The 17,000-nt window shown below is 32.6% G+C and carries 13 protein-coding genes; 10 read left to right on the top strand and 3 right to left on the bottom strand.

Translation table 11 applies throughout. From position 1 onward, the window contains the following. Positions 1 to 12: 12 nt before the first annotated feature. From pilM to DESTER_RS01920, 10 genes are all read left to right on the top strand, one after another. Positions 13 to 1,062 (top strand): type IV pilus assembly protein PilM, encoded by a 1,050-nt coding sequence (gene pilM, locus DESTER_RS01965; RefSeq protein ID WP_013637996.1) that lies wholly within the window; start codon positions 13 to 15, stop codon positions 1,060 to 1,062. Continuing rightward, positions 1,049 to 1,612 (top strand): PilN domain-containing protein, encoded by a 564-nt coding sequence (locus DESTER_RS01960; RefSeq protein ID WP_013637995.1) that lies wholly within the window; start codon positions 1,049 to 1,051, stop codon positions 1,610 to 1,612. The genes pilM and DESTER_RS01960 overlap by 14 nt, the downstream gene beginning before the upstream one ends. Beyond that, positions 1,596 to 2,183, top strand: coding sequence for a type IV pilus inner membrane component PilO (locus tag DESTER_RS01955; protein ID WP_013637994.1), 588 nt, complete (start codon positions 1,596 to 1,598; stop codon positions 2,181 to 2,183). Before DESTER_RS01960 ends, DESTER_RS01955 begins: the two co-directional genes overlap by 17 nt. A gap of 5 nt (positions 2,184 to 2,188) precedes the next feature. Then, positions 2,189 to 2,602 carry a hypothetical protein gene (locus DESTER_RS01950; RefSeq protein ID WP_013637993.1) on the top strand — a complete coding sequence of 138 codons (414 nt, stop codon included), beginning with the start codon at positions 2,189 to 2,191 and terminating at the stop codon, positions 2,600 to 2,602. Positions 2,603 to 2,606: 4 nt separating this feature from the next. Continuing rightward, on the top strand, positions 2,607 to 4,535 hold the full coding sequence (gene pilQ, locus DESTER_RS01945; protein ID WP_013637992.1) for a type IV pilus secretin PilQ: 1,929 nt from the start codon (positions 2,607 to 2,609) through the stop codon (positions 4,533 to 4,535). A gap of 19 nt (positions 4,536 to 4,554) precedes the next feature. Then, positions 4,555 to 5,385: a tRNA pseudouridine(55) synthase TruB gene (truB, locus tag DESTER_RS01940; RefSeq protein ID WP_013637991.1), complete on the top strand. Its 831-nt coding sequence runs from the start codon at positions 4,555 to 4,557 to the stop codon at positions 5,383 to 5,385. Positions 5,386 to 5,591: 206 nt separating this feature from the next. Then, positions 5,592 to 7,889 (top strand): hydrogenase iron-sulfur subunit, encoded by a 2,298-nt coding sequence (locus tag DESTER_RS01935; RefSeq protein ID WP_013637990.1) that lies wholly within the window; start codon positions 5,592 to 5,594, stop codon positions 7,887 to 7,889. Further along, positions 7,876 to 8,826, top strand: coding sequence for an NADH-quinone oxidoreductase subunit B family protein (locus tag DESTER_RS01930; RefSeq protein ID WP_013637989.1), 951 nt, complete (start codon positions 7,876 to 7,878; stop codon positions 8,824 to 8,826). Before DESTER_RS01935 ends, DESTER_RS01930 begins: the two co-directional genes overlap by 14 nt. Positions 8,827 to 8,832: 6 nt before the next feature. After that, positions 8,833 to 10,296 carry a Ni/Fe hydrogenase subunit alpha gene (locus tag DESTER_RS01925; RefSeq protein WP_218914922.1) on the top strand — a complete coding sequence of 488 codons (1,464 nt, stop codon included), beginning with the start codon at positions 8,833 to 8,835 and terminating at the stop codon, positions 10,294 to 10,296. Position 10,297: 1 nt separating this feature from the next. Continuing rightward, positions 10,298 to 10,741, top strand: a complete 444-nt coding sequence (locus tag DESTER_RS01920) for a hydrogenase maturation protease (RefSeq protein WP_013637987.1) — start codon at positions 10,298 to 10,300, stop codon at positions 10,739 to 10,741. On the opposite strand, the gene rgy is transcribed toward DESTER_RS01920, so the two are convergent. The 3 genes from rgy to DESTER_RS01905 are packed head-to-tail and all read right to left on the bottom strand — an operon-like array spanning position 10,716 to position 16,991. Further along, a complete protein-coding gene (rgy, locus tag DESTER_RS01915; protein ID WP_013637986.1) occupies positions 10,716 to 14,264 on the bottom strand; it encodes a reverse gyrase in 3,549 nt (1,182 codons plus the stop codon). The two genes, DESTER_RS01920 and rgy, sit on opposite strands and share 26 nt — an antisense overlap. Next, positions 14,242 to 15,738, bottom strand: coding sequence for a hypothetical protein (locus DESTER_RS01910; protein WP_013637985.1), 1,497 nt, complete (start codon positions 15,736 to 15,738; stop codon positions 14,242 to 14,244). The genes rgy and DESTER_RS01910 overlap by 23 nt, the downstream gene beginning before the upstream one ends. Further along, positions 15,735 to 16,991, bottom strand: coding sequence for an MBL fold metallo-hydrolase (locus DESTER_RS01905; protein WP_013637984.1), 1,257 nt, complete (start codon positions 16,989 to 16,991; stop codon positions 15,735 to 15,737). The genes DESTER_RS01910 and DESTER_RS01905 overlap by 4 nt, the downstream gene beginning before the upstream one ends. Between the last annotated feature and the right edge of the window lie 9 nt (positions 16,992 to 17,000).

Genomic DNA, 17,000 nt, shown 5'->3' with positions numbered 1-17,000 from the left:
GGATATAATGGGATGGGATGGTTAACAAGATTTTTAAAGGGTGAACATTACTACCTTCCAGGTCTTGATATTGGTTCATACAGCATAAAACTCGTTCAGTTAAAAAAAGACAAAGATACTTTTAAACTTAAAACAAAATCGGAATACATTTACGAGGAGCAAGTTTTTGCTGGTACAGAAATTGTTGATTTATTTTTACTTGCTTCCTACTTGAAAGAAATTTTCAAAACTAACAAAATAGAAGAAAAGAACGTAGCAATTCACGTACCTTTATCTTCCTGCTTTTACAGCGTTATTAGTATTCCTCCTTCAAAGAAAATAGAAGAAGCTGTTATGAACTATATTCAAAGCATGATGACTCCTCAAGAACTAACGCAAGTAAAGATAGATTACAAAGTTTTACCTGTCTCTATAGAAAAAAAAGGTATAGATGTTGCTATTGCTGCTGTGAAAAAAGAATTCTTAAAAGAAAGAGTAAGTGTTGTTGAGAAAGCTGGTTTAAATCCTGTGATTGTTGATATAGAACCAGCTGCTTTCAATAATCAATTTTACCTTAACTATCCAGAAAAAACAGCATCTCCTGTTTGTCTTGTTGACTTTGGAGCTTCTTTTACGAGAATTATAATTTCCTTTGGTGGATATCCTTATGTAACTCGAAACGTTGAATATGGTGGTTATTCTATTACTGAACAAATTCAGAAAGAGTTTATGCTTAGTTTTGAAGATGCAGAGAAACTAAAGAAAGGAACTAGCACAAAGGATGTTACCTATAAGGAAGTTTTTGATAAAGTAATCGTTAGAGCAATAAAAAAAATTACAACAGAGATACTTTGGACAATTGAAAATTTTAAAGATCGCTTTAATCAGGATGTAAATGAAATCTATTTTTTTGGTGGTTCTTCAAAGATAGAAGGCTTAGTAGATGTTGTTAAGGAATTAACAGGAAAAGAAGTCTATAAAGGATTTCCTTTTAAATTCGACAATTTAGATAATTATGAAGAATTTGGAATTGCTGCAGGATTAAGCTTAAGATATAAGGGTGATAGCAATGTTAAGATTTAACTTTGCTGAAGAAAAAAAGTCAATACTTGCTAAGTATTTTCATCCTGATATAGTCTTTACTATTTTTTTACTGCTAAGTGTTCTTTCTATTGAACAGTATTGGGAACGTTCTATTAACACAGAATTAGTTAAAACAAAGGATGAAATAAGAAAACTGGAACTAGAAAAAAGTAAGCTTAAAAACATCGAGAAAAAAGAAAAGGAATTAGCTGAGTATAGGAAAGAGCTCCAGAAAAAGCTAACAGTTGTTAAAGAACTTGAAAGGAAAAGACATGTTCCCTCATTTCTTTACTTTTTTGGAAACAAAAAGTATGTTTCGGGTATATGGTTAAGCTCTCTTTCGTATCAAGATAATTCCATAAATCTAACAGGAAACTCAAAAAATCTTAAGAATTTATATACTTTTCTTAAAGAATTAGATAAAAATCTTGGAACAGTAACATTCAAAAATGCAAACTTAGAAACTATAGAATTTAAAAATCTTCATAAACAGATAAATTACTATAAGTTTCAAGTTAATTTGGAGTTAAGAAATGGAATTCCTCATTAATTTTTATGAAAAGTGGCTGGAAATTCCAAGATGGCAAAGATGGTTTATTATCATAATTTTAATCGCTTTTCTTTTTTGGTGTCTATACTTTTTACGCATAACCCCATTAAAAGAACAATTATTAACAGAAAAGAGAAAGCTTGAATCTCTTGAGTCAACGGTAAACAGGCTAAAAATTGCCAAGAAAAGGAAAGATAAATTGGAAAGAGAAATTACTACTTTAAGAAAAGAACTTTTAATAATTGAATCAAAACTGCCAACAGGAAAAGAAGAAGTAAGCAAAATAATTCGTTCTATATCAGATGCTGATAGCGGTGTAACTATTGTTAATATTCAAAGAAAGCTACCTATGGATAAAAAGTATTACGTAGAAATTCCATACAAAATAGAATTAAAAAGTACTTACCCTCAATTTATTCATTGGTGTGAAAACTTATCAAAAGCCAATAGAATACTTAATTTTGGCAATTTTTCAATAAACTCCATTTATAATTTAGAAAAAGATAAAAAGAAGACAAAATATACAGTAAACGTTAATCTTGAAATAAAAGCTTTTAGCTTGAAGAGGTAAAAGCAATGAAAGTATTACTGATTTTGCTATTCTTATTTATGCCTTGTAGTTCTTATTCTACTGAAATTTCAGATCCCTTTGTTAATCCATTTAAGAAGTTATTTATACTTGATAATAAATATACACATATAAAGCCGAAAAAAACATCTTCTTCCTTAAGGCTTTTTAAGAGTGTACTTGGAAAAAATCTAAAAGAACTTAAAATAGAAGGTATTATCGGAAGTGCTAATTCTTATTCTCTTGTTGTTTCGGATCCAGCAACAGGAAAAGTTTATATGTTAAAACCTGGAGATCCTATATCTTCAGATACAAAAATTAAGGAAATTACTATCAATAAGGTTATTTTGGTAAAGTATTATAAAAAGAAAAAGAAGTTAAAGAAAAAAATTATAGAGCTTAAAGTAGATAAGGAGGGTTAAATTAATGAGTAAGTGGTTAATACCAGTCTTACTTTTATCCGTTAGTACTATTGCAAATGCAGGTACTATAACAGAATTAAATGCTATTTATGATAAAAATATTTTTGAAATAAGTTTTCAAAAGAAAGGTAATTGTGAAGTTGTTCCATTAATAAAAGACAACAAAGAAATAAGCGTTAAATTAGAAAACTGCACTCTTAATAGGTCATTTACAATTGGAGAAAGAGGAGATCTTATAAAAAAGGTAACCATAAAACCTATAGGAAGAGATACGATTGTAGATTTTAAGCTTAAGAAAACAGCAAGATTAGAGTCTCTATCTGAGAAAAATTTAATTAGGCTGAAGATCATTCCTTCTGATATTGTTAGACCAAACATTTCTCTTAAAAAATTTTCAAAAGGAGAAATTTTAGATATAAATTTGATAAAGAATCCTGCAAATATTTTCTATAAAAAGTCAGCTAATACTTATATTATAGATATTTCAGGTTTGAAACTTAAAAATTTTACTATTTCTCCAAACTCAAAACTAATAAAAAATATAGAAGTATTTAGTAACTCTCAAGGCAGCACAATAAAAGTACACTTAGTAAAGTCTAGTCCTGCGGAGATAGTTGTAAAAGATAACAAAGTAAAACTAAAAATTTTTGAAATGTCTGTACCTACAAAAACATCTTTTAATTCTTTAAATCCTACTAATAAAAAATACATATCTTTGAAATTTAACAATGCTGACGTTAGGTCTGTAGTAAAAGCAATTGCAAATATTGCGGGAATAAATATCGTATTTGATCCAGAAGTAAAGGGAACTGTTAGCATAGATTTTGAAAAACCAGTTTTTTGGAAAGATGCCTTAGAAGCAGTACTTACTCCTCTTGGTTTAACTTATAAAGAAACTGAAAACTATATGCGTATTTTACCTAAAACAAAGATTATTAAACAAGAATTACAAGAGCCTACAAAAACATACATAGTAAATCTTAACTATGCAAATGCTGAAGAAATAGAAAAAGAAATAAAGGAATTAGTTAAAAAACTAGACAAAAGAGAAAGAATAACAGTAAATAAATCAACAAATTCTCTTTTACTTACAGTTACAAAAAAACATTACCAGGAAATTATGAATCTTTTAAAAAAACTAGATAAACCTATGAAACAAGTAATAGTAAAAGCGAAAATAGTTCAAATTTCCACCAGTGCAGCAAAGGATTTTGGTTTTGGTTGGTTAATCGGTGGATATAATCATATGGGAACGCCTCCTTCCTCTTATATTACTGGTAGTTACGGCTTTGGCCTTGGAAGTAATACAGGAGTGCTACCTTTTATAAATGAAACGTCCTATTCAAGTTTATATAATATACCGGTAGGTGAAAGTACTCTAGCTTTAGGCATTTTAAATAAGTCTCAGAATTTAAAAGTTGAAATCGCTCTTAAAGCTTTACAACTTGATGGAAATGCAAAAATAGTTTCTAGTCCAGAAGTACTTACTCTAAACAATCAAGAAGCCACAATAGAACAAGGTATAGAAATTCCCTATAGAGAAAGTACTGTAGCTTCTGGTGGTGCGACAACTTATACTGTCAGTTTTAAAAGAGCCTCTCTTATTTTAAAAGTAAAGCCTCACATAACAAACAATAATGAAATTATTTTAGATTTAGAGGTTCGTAAAGATAGTCCTAACTACGAACACGTTGCACTTACAGGAAGTAATGAACCAGCTATAGATACTCGTAACGTCAAATCGAGAATAAAGGTTGCTAACGGTAACACAATAGTAATTGGTGGTATTTATGAAAAAGAAAAATCAAAATCTAAAACAGGAGTACCTGTAATTTCCAATATTCCTTTATTAGGCTGGCTTTTTAAACAAGAAAGTGTAAAATTCACTGAAAAAAATCTTCTAATTTTTATTACACCTAAAGTTGTTGAATGAGATGGTAAAAGGATTTTTGTTGATTGATAAACCTAGTGGAATTACATCTACGGAAGTTGTAAGAGTAATAAAACGTTTTTTAGGAATAAAGAAAATTGGTCATACAGGAACTCTTGATCCACTTGCAACCGGACTTTTGATTCTTGCTGTTGGAAAGGCAACAAGATTTTCTGAATATCTTTTAAAGCAAGATAAATGTTATGTCGTTAAAGGAAGATTTGGACTTTCAAGCGATACGTATGACATAGATGGAAATTTAAAGGAAGTTCCGTGTCAAGAAATAAAAAAGGAAGATCTTTTAAAAGTTCTTAATAACTTCAAAGGAGAAATAGAACAAGTGCCTCCTCCTTATTCTGCCATAAGAATAAAAGGAAAGAGAGCCTATGAGCTTGCAAGAAAAGGAGAAAAGGTAGAATTAAAACCAAGAAAGATAAAGATTTATTCTTTAAAGCTTATAAGTTTTAATTATCCAGATTTTGAACTTGAAGTATGTTGTTCATCGGGAACTTATATAAGATCTTTAGTTTATGATATTGGAAGAGCTCTCGGCTGTGCTGCCGTTGTTACAGAATTAAGAAGAACAAAAGTAGGAAAAATTACGATTGATAAAGCTATTTCACTTTCAAAGCTAAATAGAGAAAATATAAAGGAATTCTTAATCCCAATTGATAAACTTTTAGACATGCCAGAAATGAAAATTTCAATAGATGATGGAAAAAAGTTTAGAAACGGAGTAAAGATAAAGGTAAACGCATTAGATGGTCTTTATAAAGTTTTTTCTGCTGATAAGTTCCTAGGAGTAGGAATTGTCAAGTCTAATCTTTTAAAACCTGAGAAAGTTTTGTCTTAAATTTTTCTAAATAGAAATTTCCATAAGCTGGATTTTTTAAATAGTCTCCGTTGAGGTCTTGTTTCTTTAGGTTTAAATTAAACTTTAATTAGGAGATACTAACTATAAAAGCAATACCTTAGCAGAGTATCTCTAAAGCCAATTGTAATTATCCAATGTAGATAATATAATTAAATATTAGTTAACCAATTAAAGAGAGGTAAAAAATGAAAAAGGTTGGAGTGGTTTTTTGTAGTTGCGGAGAGCAAATCAACCAAAAGATTAACTTCAAAGAACTTAAAGAACTTGCACTTAAACTACCAGGAGTTGAAGAAGTAATTATTACAAAAGACTTATGTAAATCCCCTGAGAAGCAGCTAGAATCTCTGCGAGGAAAAGTTAGCAGCTTAATATTTGGTGGTTGTTCTGAGAGATCTTCTTTACAGTTTAACGAAGATAGAATTCAAAAGCTGCTCAAGTTTCTCCAGATAGATCCTGCGATGTTTGAAACGTTAAATTTGAGAGAACAATGCGTAATGATTCACGACAACATAGAAGGAATAAACGCAAAAGCAAAAGATATGCTCCTAATGGCTTACGAAAAACTTAAAACCAATGTAGGAGCTCTAAAAGAAAAACTTAAGAAAAGAGTTTTAATTGTTGGGGGAGGGGTTGCAGGTCAATCATGCGCTCAAGCTTTAGCAGATATAGGCGTGGAATCAGTTATCGTAGAGGAAAAACCTTATCTAGGAGGTTTGACAGCCTCTATTCCCGCTCTCTGGCAATCTGAAAGTTATCCTTCCGTTTGTACCAGTCAGTGCGTTTTACCTGTAGTCGGTAGAGAAACCATGTTGAGAGACAGAATAAAAGTACTTACAAACTCAGAAATAGAAGACATAGAAAAAGATAGTGGAACCTTTAAAGTAAAAATAAGAAGAAAATCAATAAAGATAAATCCTGATAAGTGCATAGCCTGTGGAGAATGTGAGAAAGTATGTCCTGTTGAAGTTCCTAATGAGTTCAATCTTGGGAAAACAAAGAGAAAAGCTATTTATAAACCGTTTCCTTTAGCCATTCCCGATGTCTATCACATAGATGAAGCTGCATGTATCTTTTGTGGAGAATGTGAAAAGGTCTGTCCAACTCAGGCAATAAATTTACAGGCTGAAAGTGAAACGATAGAAGAGGAAGTTGGTGCAATTGTTATCGCAACAGGATTAAAAGGAGGAGATGTATCCCAATATAGAGAATTAGGTTATGAATTTCCAGAAGTAATAACACTTACAGAGTATCAAAGATATAGTGCAAACAACTTTTTCGGAAATAAGCCTAAGGAAATAGCTTTTATTCTGTGTAAAAAAGATGAAGAAGGCTACTGTTCAAGATTATGTTGCCTTGAGACTGCAAAGATTGCTGCCTTACTTGCCAAACAGATGCCAGATATTAAAGTGAGAATCTTTTACCGCAGTTTAAGAACAACAGGACGCGCCTTTGAAGAATTTAGAAAGAGAGCAGAAGCTGGAGGGGTTGAGTTCATTCAAACAGTAGTTGAAAAGGTAGAAAGAGAAGGAAAAGGAAAATTAAGAATAAAAACTGAGAAAGGAGAATTTACAGCTAATTTAGCAGTTCTGGCTGAACCACTTGTTCCTGCCCAGGCAAGAATAACTCAAATGTTAAATATGTATACAGATATTTACGGATTTCCGCTTGAATTCCAGCCGAGAGTTATTAATCCACTTGAAAGTTTTGTAGAAAGAGTCTACGTCATTGGAACAGCAAAAGGATTCAAAGACGTTCAGGAAAGTATAGAATCTGCTTTAGGAGTTGCTCCTAAGATTTACAAAGATTTAAAGGGAAGAGAAAAGAAATATTATGCCCAGATTGACCAAGACAAGTGTTCTAGGTGTGAAACTTGTCTTATGTGTTGTCCACACGGAGCAATTTCTGTAAAGAAAGGAAAAACTCCTGAAGACAACTGGATAGAAATAGATCCTAATTTGTGTAGAGGTTGTGGCCTCTGTTACGCTGCATGTCCATCTAAAGCCATCAATTTCTCTAATCTTGAAGACGAACAAATACTGAAGATGGTAGAAGTAGCCTTTAAGCATCTTCCAAAAGATAAACCTAGAATTCTCGCTTTTCTCTGTTACTGGTGTGCCTACGGTGCAGCAGATTTAATGGGAGTAAATGGAGAAAAACTTCCTGAAAACTTTAGAAGTATAAGAGTAAGATGTTCTGCCTCTTTAAGCCTTGAAGTTATTAACGAAATATTGAGCAGAAATTTGGCAGACGGAATTATTGTAGCAGGATGTCCTGAACACAACTGTCATCACGTGTGGGGTAACTATATGCAGGAAAGAAGGATAGAAATGCTTAATGAAAGTTTGCGGTTACTTGGAGTCAACAACAAACTGGTGAAATGGGAATACATAGGTGTTCCCAACTGGAAGAAATTGGCCAACTCTATAAGGAAAATGAACGAAGTTCTAACCAAATTGAAGGAGGATAACTATGTTAAAGCTTAAAATGGCTTATTATTTGGGAGGTGGATGTGCAGGTTGTGAGACCTCTCTTTTAGATACGGCTACTAAGCTTATGGATTTTCTTGACCACGTAGAACTCATGTTTTTTGCTCCCACTTTAATAGATAAAAAGTATAAAGATCTAGAGTCTATCCCAGACGGCTCAATTGATATAGGTTTCTTTACGGGAAATGTAAGAAATTCCGAACATGAACATATAGCAAAATTTATGAGGAGAAAATGCAAAACACTAATTGCTTTTGGTATATGTGCAAGTTTAGGAGGCATCAAAGGTTTAGTTAACATTTACAGGCAAGAAGAGATTGTCAAAAAAGCTTACATTGAAACTATAACAACTGACAACACTGAAGGTATTGTTCCTCAGCCAGAATATGTAGCAGATGGTAAATACCCTTTAGATCTTCCTGTTCTTAAACCTGCCAGAGCTCTCGATCAGGTTGTTAAAGTAGATTACTATGTAGGTGGATGTCCTCCCCATTACAACCACATAAAGTGGATACTTGAATCCATCCTTAAAAACGATCTTCCAGCAAAAGGTAGTTGGTTAACTATGGGAACAGCTGTTTGCGATGCATGTCCAAGAAATCCTATACGCTACGGTGGTATTAAAAAAAAGCCTACACAGGTAAAAAGAACACTAGAAAAGCCACCAAAGGACGTATGTCTTTTAGAAGCTGGATATCTTTGTTTAGGCCCTATTACTCAAGGTGATTGCGGAGCAGCTTGCTTAAAAGCCAATATGCCTTGTAGGGGATGTGGAGGTCCGATCCCAGGAGTGTCAGACTTTGCCATTAAAGCGGTAAGCACCATAGCTACAACTTTAGATAATAAAAATCTGCTTAAAGAGATACCTGCTCCTGTTCAGCTTTTTTATAGATACAGCCTTCCAAAATCTAAACTGATCAAATCAAAAGATTAGGAGGAAATGATGAAAAAAGTTACGATAGAACCACTAACTAGACTCGAAGGTCACGGAAAAATTACCGTCTTTTTAAATGACAACGGAAAGATTGACGAAGTTTTTTTCCAAGTGGTTGAGTTTATGGGATATGAGAAGCTAGTCCAAAATGTTCCAATAGAAGAGGTTCCTAGAATAGCAAGTACTATTTGTGGAGTATGTAGGGCTGTTCACTTTATGGCTTCACTAAAAGCTGGAGACCAAATATTTTCGGTAGAACCTCCTCCCGTAGCTAAAAAGCTAAGAAAATTGTTACTTTCTGCTCACTACATAGAAGATCATACTGAAATTTTATATGCTATGGGACTTCCAGACTTTATATGTGGACCAACAGCACCACCTGAAGAGAGAAATATAATCGGAGTTGCAAAAAAACTTGGCAAAGAATTCGTTAAAGAAATTCTTGAGAAGAGATTTTCTGCAGCTAGAATAGTGGAGATATTGGGAGGTAAAACTACTCACCCTGCGTCGGCGATACCAGGTGGATGGTCTAAAGACATAAGTGAAGATGAGGTAAAGGAGCTCCAAAAATTGGCCGAAGATTGTTTAAAACTAGGCAAACAAAGTGTAGAACTATTTAAAGAAATAGTAGTAAAAAATCCTGAATATTCTAAACTATTGAAAGAAGAAACCTTTAACGTTGCTACTAACTATATGGGAACAGTCGATAAGAACAATAAAGTTGCCTATTACGAAGGTATTCAAAAGATAATATCTCCTTTTGGACAGGAAATAGGAAGCTTTACCGATAAAGAATATCTTGATTACTTTGCCGAAAGAACAATACAGTGGAGTTACGCAAAATTCCCTTACCTTAAATCTGTAGGCTGGAAAGGATTTATTGACGGAGAAGGAACTCCTTTCTGTAGTGTAGGACCACTTGCAAGATTTAACGTATCTGATGGTTACAGTACTCCCCTTGCTCAAAAGGCTTATGAGGAGATGGTAGAATTCTTTGGAGGAAAACCTGTTCATAATATATTTGCCTACCACTGGGCAAGAGCCATAGAAATACTCAATCATGCAGAAATAGTTAAAGAGCTTGTAAATGATCCAGAAATAACTAATCCCAACACCTGCAATCCCGTTGGAAAAGTTTCTGGAGAAGGAGTTGGAATTATAGAAGCACCGAGGGGAACGTTAATACACCACTACAAGACTGACGAAAATGCAATGGTAACTGACGCTAACATGATTGTTCCAACTACGTTTAACAACGGCTCTATACAGATCGCTGTTAAAAAAGCTGCTAAGTTTTTCTTTGATGATGGAAAATTTGATGAAGCCAAACTCAATCTTATAGAAATGGCGCATAGGCCTTATGATTTATGTTTAGCTTGTGCTACTCATGCTTTTCCAGGTCAGATTCCAATTCAGCTTGAAGTGTATACAAAGAACGGAAAACTCATTAAGAAGTTGAGGAACTTTTAAGTTGAAATTGTTAATAGGTATAGGCAATCCCAACTTCTCTGATGATGGTTTAGGGTTTTGGACTGTGGAAGCTCTTTGCGGGGAGATTCAAGCCGTTCACTTTCTCTCCCCTTCTTTATATATGGTGAAAACACTTTTGGGAAAAGAGAAAGTAGTAATAGTAGATGCTGTAAAGCTCGGTCTTAAACCTGGAGAAATCGTAGAACTTGACTTGACATCCGGGCAAAACCAGAAACTTTATGGGGGAAATAGTCATTCTGTTTCTCTTAGTGAAATTATAACTGTTGGTTACAGTTTATTTGCTGATAAGATGCCAAGAGAAATAAAATTTATTGGAGTAGAAGCGGCAGACTTGGAAACGTTCAAAAATGAATTAACTGAACCAGTAAAGAAAGCTTTTCCAAAGGTTGTGGAGAAAGTTAAGAATATCTTATTTCCAAAATAGGTTTAAGGTTTTCTATTACTTTTTGGTAATCTTCCTCTCCTCTTTCAACTTTATCCATTATATTTTCAAGTTCTCTTGTAAATTCTTCAGAAGTATAGTCGGGAAACTTTTCTGAAAGATAGTTGTAAACTTCTATTCCAAGTTTTGTAGGATAGAGAAATTTCCCCTTTTCTATGATGTACTTTCTGTCAAGAAGAGTTTGAACAATTTTTGCATAAGTGGAAGGTCTTCCAATTTCCTTTTTTCTCATTTCTTCGATGAGCTCTCCTTGAGTATATGGAAAGACTTTTGGAACTTTTTTCTTTACATAGGATATAATTTCAAAATAGTAAGTTTTTTCCTTTTTTAACTCTACAGAAAGAGGTTCTAAATTAAGAGGTTGTATCAAGTTCCATCCGTTTTTTACTATTTTAGCTATTCTTTCTTCTTCTTCTTCTTTTTCTACAGGAAGAAGTTTAACAAGAAGTTTGCACTTTTCAACTTTAGTAGGTATCATCTGAGAGGCCATGAATCTTTTAAATATCAAATCATATATTCTAAAGTGATTCTTTGTCATCTTTGAACTTGAACCCGAAACTAAGACAAGAGCTTTTAGGCTTTCAGCATCTAAAGGTCTTGTAGGTCTTATACACTCGTGAGCTCCACCATCTCCCCAACTTCTCAGCTTTATAAATTCTGCTCCAAATTTTTGAGATATGTACTCTTTTGCAACTCCCATTCCAGCAGTTGAAACCCTTGTTGAATCTGTTCTGTGATAAGTTATAAAACCACTTTCAAAGAGAGCTTGGGCAATGTTCATCGTTTCTTCTGCAGAAATGCCTAAATTGTTAGATGCTTCTTTAAGAAGTTCTCCAGTATTAAAAGGTGGAAGAGAATTTTTCTCGAAAATAGATTTTTCTTTAACTTTAATTTCTACCTTATCTATAGCTATCTTTTGAAACTCTTCTAAATTGTCAAATTCAAACCTAAAACTACCTGCTTTAGTTTCAACTACAATTATTCCTTTCTTTTCCTTGCTTTCCTCATATCTTTTTATAACCCAACCAAGAACAGGCGTTTGAACTCTTCCTGCAGAAAGCCAGTGTTTTTTAAATACTTTCCATAAGTGCTGACTAAGTGCAAATCCTACCCATCTATCAGCAATTCTTCTTACTATCTGTGCCTTTACAAGATTTTCATCTATTTCTTTTGGAGTTTTGAGAGCTTCCATAAATGCCCACTTTGTAACTTCATGAAACTCCATTCTTCTTACTTTCTTTTGAAAAGGTTTTATTACTGTTCCAATATCCCACCCTATCTTTTCCCCTTCTGTGTCAGGATCACTTGCTATGTAAACTTCGTCTATTTCAAGCCCAACTTCTCTTAGAGCTCTAACTACCGTTATCTTATCAACATCTGGTTTTCCACTACACTTTGAACAAAAAGGTTCTGTTGTTTGTTCAAAACACTTTGTACAGTACTTTATAGTATCGTAGACTGGAATATAACTGCTTTCTTCTTCTTTAACTCCCCACAAGCCATCCCTAACCGTAAGATCAAAAACGTGTCCCTTTGAAGCTGTTAGAAGGAGTAGTCTATCTCCTATGTTTATTTCATAAACATCAATATCTAAGACTTTTCTTCTAACTGGTTTTCCAAAGAAATTAGCTATCGTTCTTGCTTTATTTGGAGACTCGACAACTATAAGAGCAGTATTTACAAGATTTTTTGTTTCTGCTTTTATCTTACCTTCTAATATTTCTTTAACTCTTTTTCTATCTTCATCAACAGTTTTAAAAATTTTGTTAAGTTTTTCTTCATCTATTAATTCAAAACCAAACTTTTCTGCAAGCTCTTTTCCTTTATCGTAATCAAGGACTTTGAAATTTAAATCTTCAAGAAAGATGGAAAGTCTTTTTTTTAGAGAATTGAGTGCCTTTAAGTCATCAACAAGCATAAGACTAACACCTTTTGTAAGCCCTCCTGCAAACATTCTTGACGTTCTTCCAGAAGCTTGAACATAACCTGTAGCATCACCAACAACGACAAAGAGCTCTCCATTTTTTTCCTTTAAGGATATATCTTCAGACGCTCTAACCTTTTCTAAAAACTCTTTGTTACTAAGATAACTTTCAAGAAAACCTTTGATTTCTTCTAATTTCTCCTTTACTTTCGGATATTTATCAAGAAGTTCTTTCTTTAAACTTAGATATTTTTTTAAGTAGCTTAAATAAGACATTACCTTAGTTTTGTCTTCTATTAATTCCCTTAGAACAAGAAGAATTCCAAAAAGTTTAACCGGTGCTAAAGAAAGTTTTAAATTAAACTCTAATTTGGGAACACCTAAAAAAACTGCATATCTAACTGCTTGAGGAAGATCTATTCCTCTTGCAAGAGGATTTCTATAGCTTGCTATTCCAACAACTGCCTGAATTTTTCCGTCAATAAAGTTTCCCTGATTTTCAGATGAAAAGTTTTCATAAGAAACTGTGGAAATACCTTTCTTATTTAAAAAGTTGACAACTTCCTCAACGTAATCCTTACCTAAGTCTTCCGAAATAAAGACAAAAACTCCTTTTCCGTACTTTTTTATGATTTTTACTGTTTCTTCAAGATAATCTTTATCCGTATATATTAAGACATCTTCAACATTTCTAAGTGCAGTTGCAGATTTTCCAACTTCAAAACCAAGGAGCTCTCTAAAGAGTTTAACTCTCTTTGACTTTGGTTGAGAAGTTGCAGAAGAAACAACAAGAACGTTTTTTATTTCGCTTTTTCTTTTTTCAAGAAAATTTTCAAGTTTTTTTAATTTCTCGATAAGCTTTCTATCTACCTTTTCTCCAAATTTTGCAACTAAGGATTTAAGTTCTAAAACTTTTTCTGCAATACTTATATCTTCTTCTGTAAATCCTAAAAGGCGAATAACTTTGTCCACATTCTTTGCACTTTTTAAGAGAGAATCCACATCATCAACAAAAACAAAATCAAAAGGTTTAGGAATTATCTCAAAGTTTCTGTAAAGAAAATTTGTTGTCGTAACTAAAATTTCAAAATTTCCAGATTGTATTGTTCCCTTTTCTGACTTTTTTCCTGTATAAGCAACTATCTTTTTGTTGGTTAACTTTGAAAGTTTTTCTACAGTTTGAAGAACAAGTAATTTTGTTGGAACAAGTATATAAACCTTTCCACTTAAATAAGCAGAAGTGACAAGTCCCCAAGTTGTTTTTCCAACACCAGTTGGAGCAATCATCGTAAAAGATTTACTAAGAGCAACTCTTCTTGCCCACATAACTTGGAGAGTCCAAGGAGTAAAGCCTGTTTTTTCTTTAAAAAACTTTACATAATTTTCAGTAAATTCATCTAAAAGACAAATTTTCTTAAAATCTTGGAGTTTATTCCCAAGAGCATTACATATTTCTTTTCTATTTGTATAGAAAAGCTCCTTTGGTAAACATTTTTCGCATGGAAGTCCTGCTTTAAGTCTTTCATCAGATATTATTCCACCGCAGTTTGGACACATTCTATGAAATTCTGCTAATTTCATCTTGTCCTCTTAAAGAAATCTTGATCTTACTAAAGGTTGTTTCAACTGCTGTTCGAATGAAATTCCTCTCTCCTTCTGTTAACTTTTTGTCTCTTATATATGTGAGAAGAAGAGGTAAAAATATTTTAAATCTTTCGTCTTTAAGTTTATCAGAAAATTTATAACAAAAATAAAGTATGTTCATTTTTGTTTCAATAGGTAAAAACCAATTAAAAGCTTTTTCTATCATTTCTTCTAAAACTTTCTGGAACAGATTTTCGGGAATATCAAGTTTTGAAAGAGCAGATATAGCGTAGTTTAAGTAAAGGATACTTTCTTTAGTTCTGTAAGAGCTCCTTTTCAAAATAGAAAGAAGTTCAAAAATGAACTGCTCTTTTTCTTTGTCTGAAAGTTGCTTTTCTGTTAATTTTTCTATTAAAAAAATTCCTTTTAAATCTTGCTTATTGTAGTACTTTCTTAAAAGAGAAACGTTTATTTCATCACTAGAATCTAAGGAAGGAATTTTCAAGTTCGGGAAACGACCATCTAATGGAAAATCTATTTTCCTAAGGGAAACTTTAAAGATAGGATTAACAGCTGATAAGCCTATCATTTCTTTTCCATCAAGCTTTTCAATAGGAATAGGGAAAATCTTACCTAAGACATCTTCAAAGGGAAATGTAAGTCTTCCAATCAAGATAATTTTTTCTATAGGAGCTCTTTCTCTAAAAAGCTCTTCATAACTATATAAAGAAAGAACAACGGATGACGAAATATCTACAGGCTTTTCAATAAAATCGCCATAGTTACATAAACCTGTATAAGGTGATATTGCTAATCTCACTTCTTCTTTTTCTATAGAGCGCTTATATCTAAAATTTTCAAGAAAAATTTCTTTTCTATTTTTAAATAGAACTTGTCCTGCAAAGCTTCTAAACTTATCAAGTAGCTTTCCTCTCTCTCCTTTTTTTCTTAAATCCCTATTTGAAATTCCTACTTCAAGAATAAATCTGTTAAATAAATAATTTCCTAAGATATCTACGAAATGATATTCCCCAACAGGTAGTATAGTTATTAATTTTCCACCTATTGATAAAGAAGTTTTTTTATAACCAATATTGACAACTAAAGTCTTTTGTGAGAAAAAGTTGAAGTCATAATACACAGAAACCCTTCTTTCAAGTAAGTTATCAAAAAGATTTCTTATTAAAAATGTCGATTTTCCATAAAGATAACCAGGTAAAACGATCTCTTGTAAGTCTTCAATTGATAGAGAAAAGAAAGCAAATTCAAGGATATCAATAGCATCATAGACTATACCATTTAAGTACAAGTAACTTTTTTGCTCAAGATTATCAAGAAGAGAAAGTAACTTTCTTCTAACTTCAACAGGAACAGTTTCGTATTTAACACCTATTTCCCTTAAAAAAAGGTCTTTTAAACGAAAGTTTTTATCTTTAAAGAAAGAATCAGGATAACCAAAATAAATTCTCAAAACTTTATCACCTCTCTGTTAAAACCATGATATTTAATTTCTTTTCCAGGATAACCGTGAATAAATACTGTCTTTCTTGGAGAAAGTATGTTGATTAAATCTTGGAGCTCTTTTTTATCTGAATGAGCAGAAAAATGATGTCTTTTTATTTCACATTTAAAATTTTTCAAAATTTCTCTATCATTTAAAAGACGGTATCCAAAGCTTTCTTCAACTAAATAACCACTAAAAATTATTGCGTTTCTTTCGTTTCTTGATAAAAGGGAAGCATAAATGTAAGAAGGTGTATTTTCCATAAGCATTCCAGAGGTAGAAATAATGCAGTTAGCCTCTCTTAAATTTTCCTCGCAGGCTTCTAAAAAGTCAATGCCTTCATAGGTAGGAGCCGGTTGGACATAGTAATTAAAGAACTCTTTGTTAAGTAAGTTTTCGTATATATTTGAAACTTCTCTTGCAAGACCATCAACATAAACAGTCATAGGAGGAATTTTTCCTGCCTTCATTCCTTCAGTAAGAAGCAAAATTATTTCTTGAGCTCTTCCAAGAGCAAAGACAGGAATGAGTATTCTTCCCTTTCTTTCAAAAACTTTTACTATGGTCTGATAAAACTCTTCAACTGCTTTTTCTTTTTCAAAGCTCCTATTGGAATAGTAGTATGTGCTTTCAGTAACAAGTAAATTAACGGAAGAAGATGGAAGATGTGCAGCTTCAACAGTTTTTTGAGGTTGAAGAGATATATCCCCAGTGTGATAAATAGAACTAGAATCATCATAGTTTATTTGAAAAGCAGCAGCTCCAAGAATATGACCTGCAGGTAAAAACTTTACTTCAATATCTTTAATATTAAGAGTATCAAAAAATTCCCTTCTTTCTAATCGCATAAAGGTTTCGTCTAAGAGCTTATATTCTTTCCATTCATCTTCACTTTTTTCCTTTATGTACTTAACCTTTATAGCATCTTCGACCATAAGCGAAAGAAGCTGAGCTGTTTCATGAGTTGTGTAGATAGGTGTATCTGGATATAGAGAAGACAAAATGTGAATACTTCCACAGTGGTCAATATGAGCGTGTGTAACAAAAATTGCATCCAATTCTGGAGCTAAAACTTTAAGAAGCTCAAAATCAGGATAAGGTTCTTTTGCATTAAATCTTATTCCTGAATCTATGAGAATTTTTACTCCGCCTAAAACATACAGATAGGAACTGGCTCCTATTTCGTTTCCACCACCAATTGGTATTAAAAAGTTTTCCATAAAAAGAAA

Origin of the sequence: Desulfurobacterium thermolithotrophum DSM 11699 (assembly GCF_000191045.1) — a bacterium.
Lineage (GTDB): Bacteria > Aquificota > Aquificia > Desulfurobacteriales > Desulfurobacteriaceae > Desulfurobacterium > Desulfurobacterium thermolithotrophum.
The sequence above is the reverse complement of the archived record's forward strand: the minus strand, read 5'-3'. Positions and strand labels throughout refer to the sequence as shown.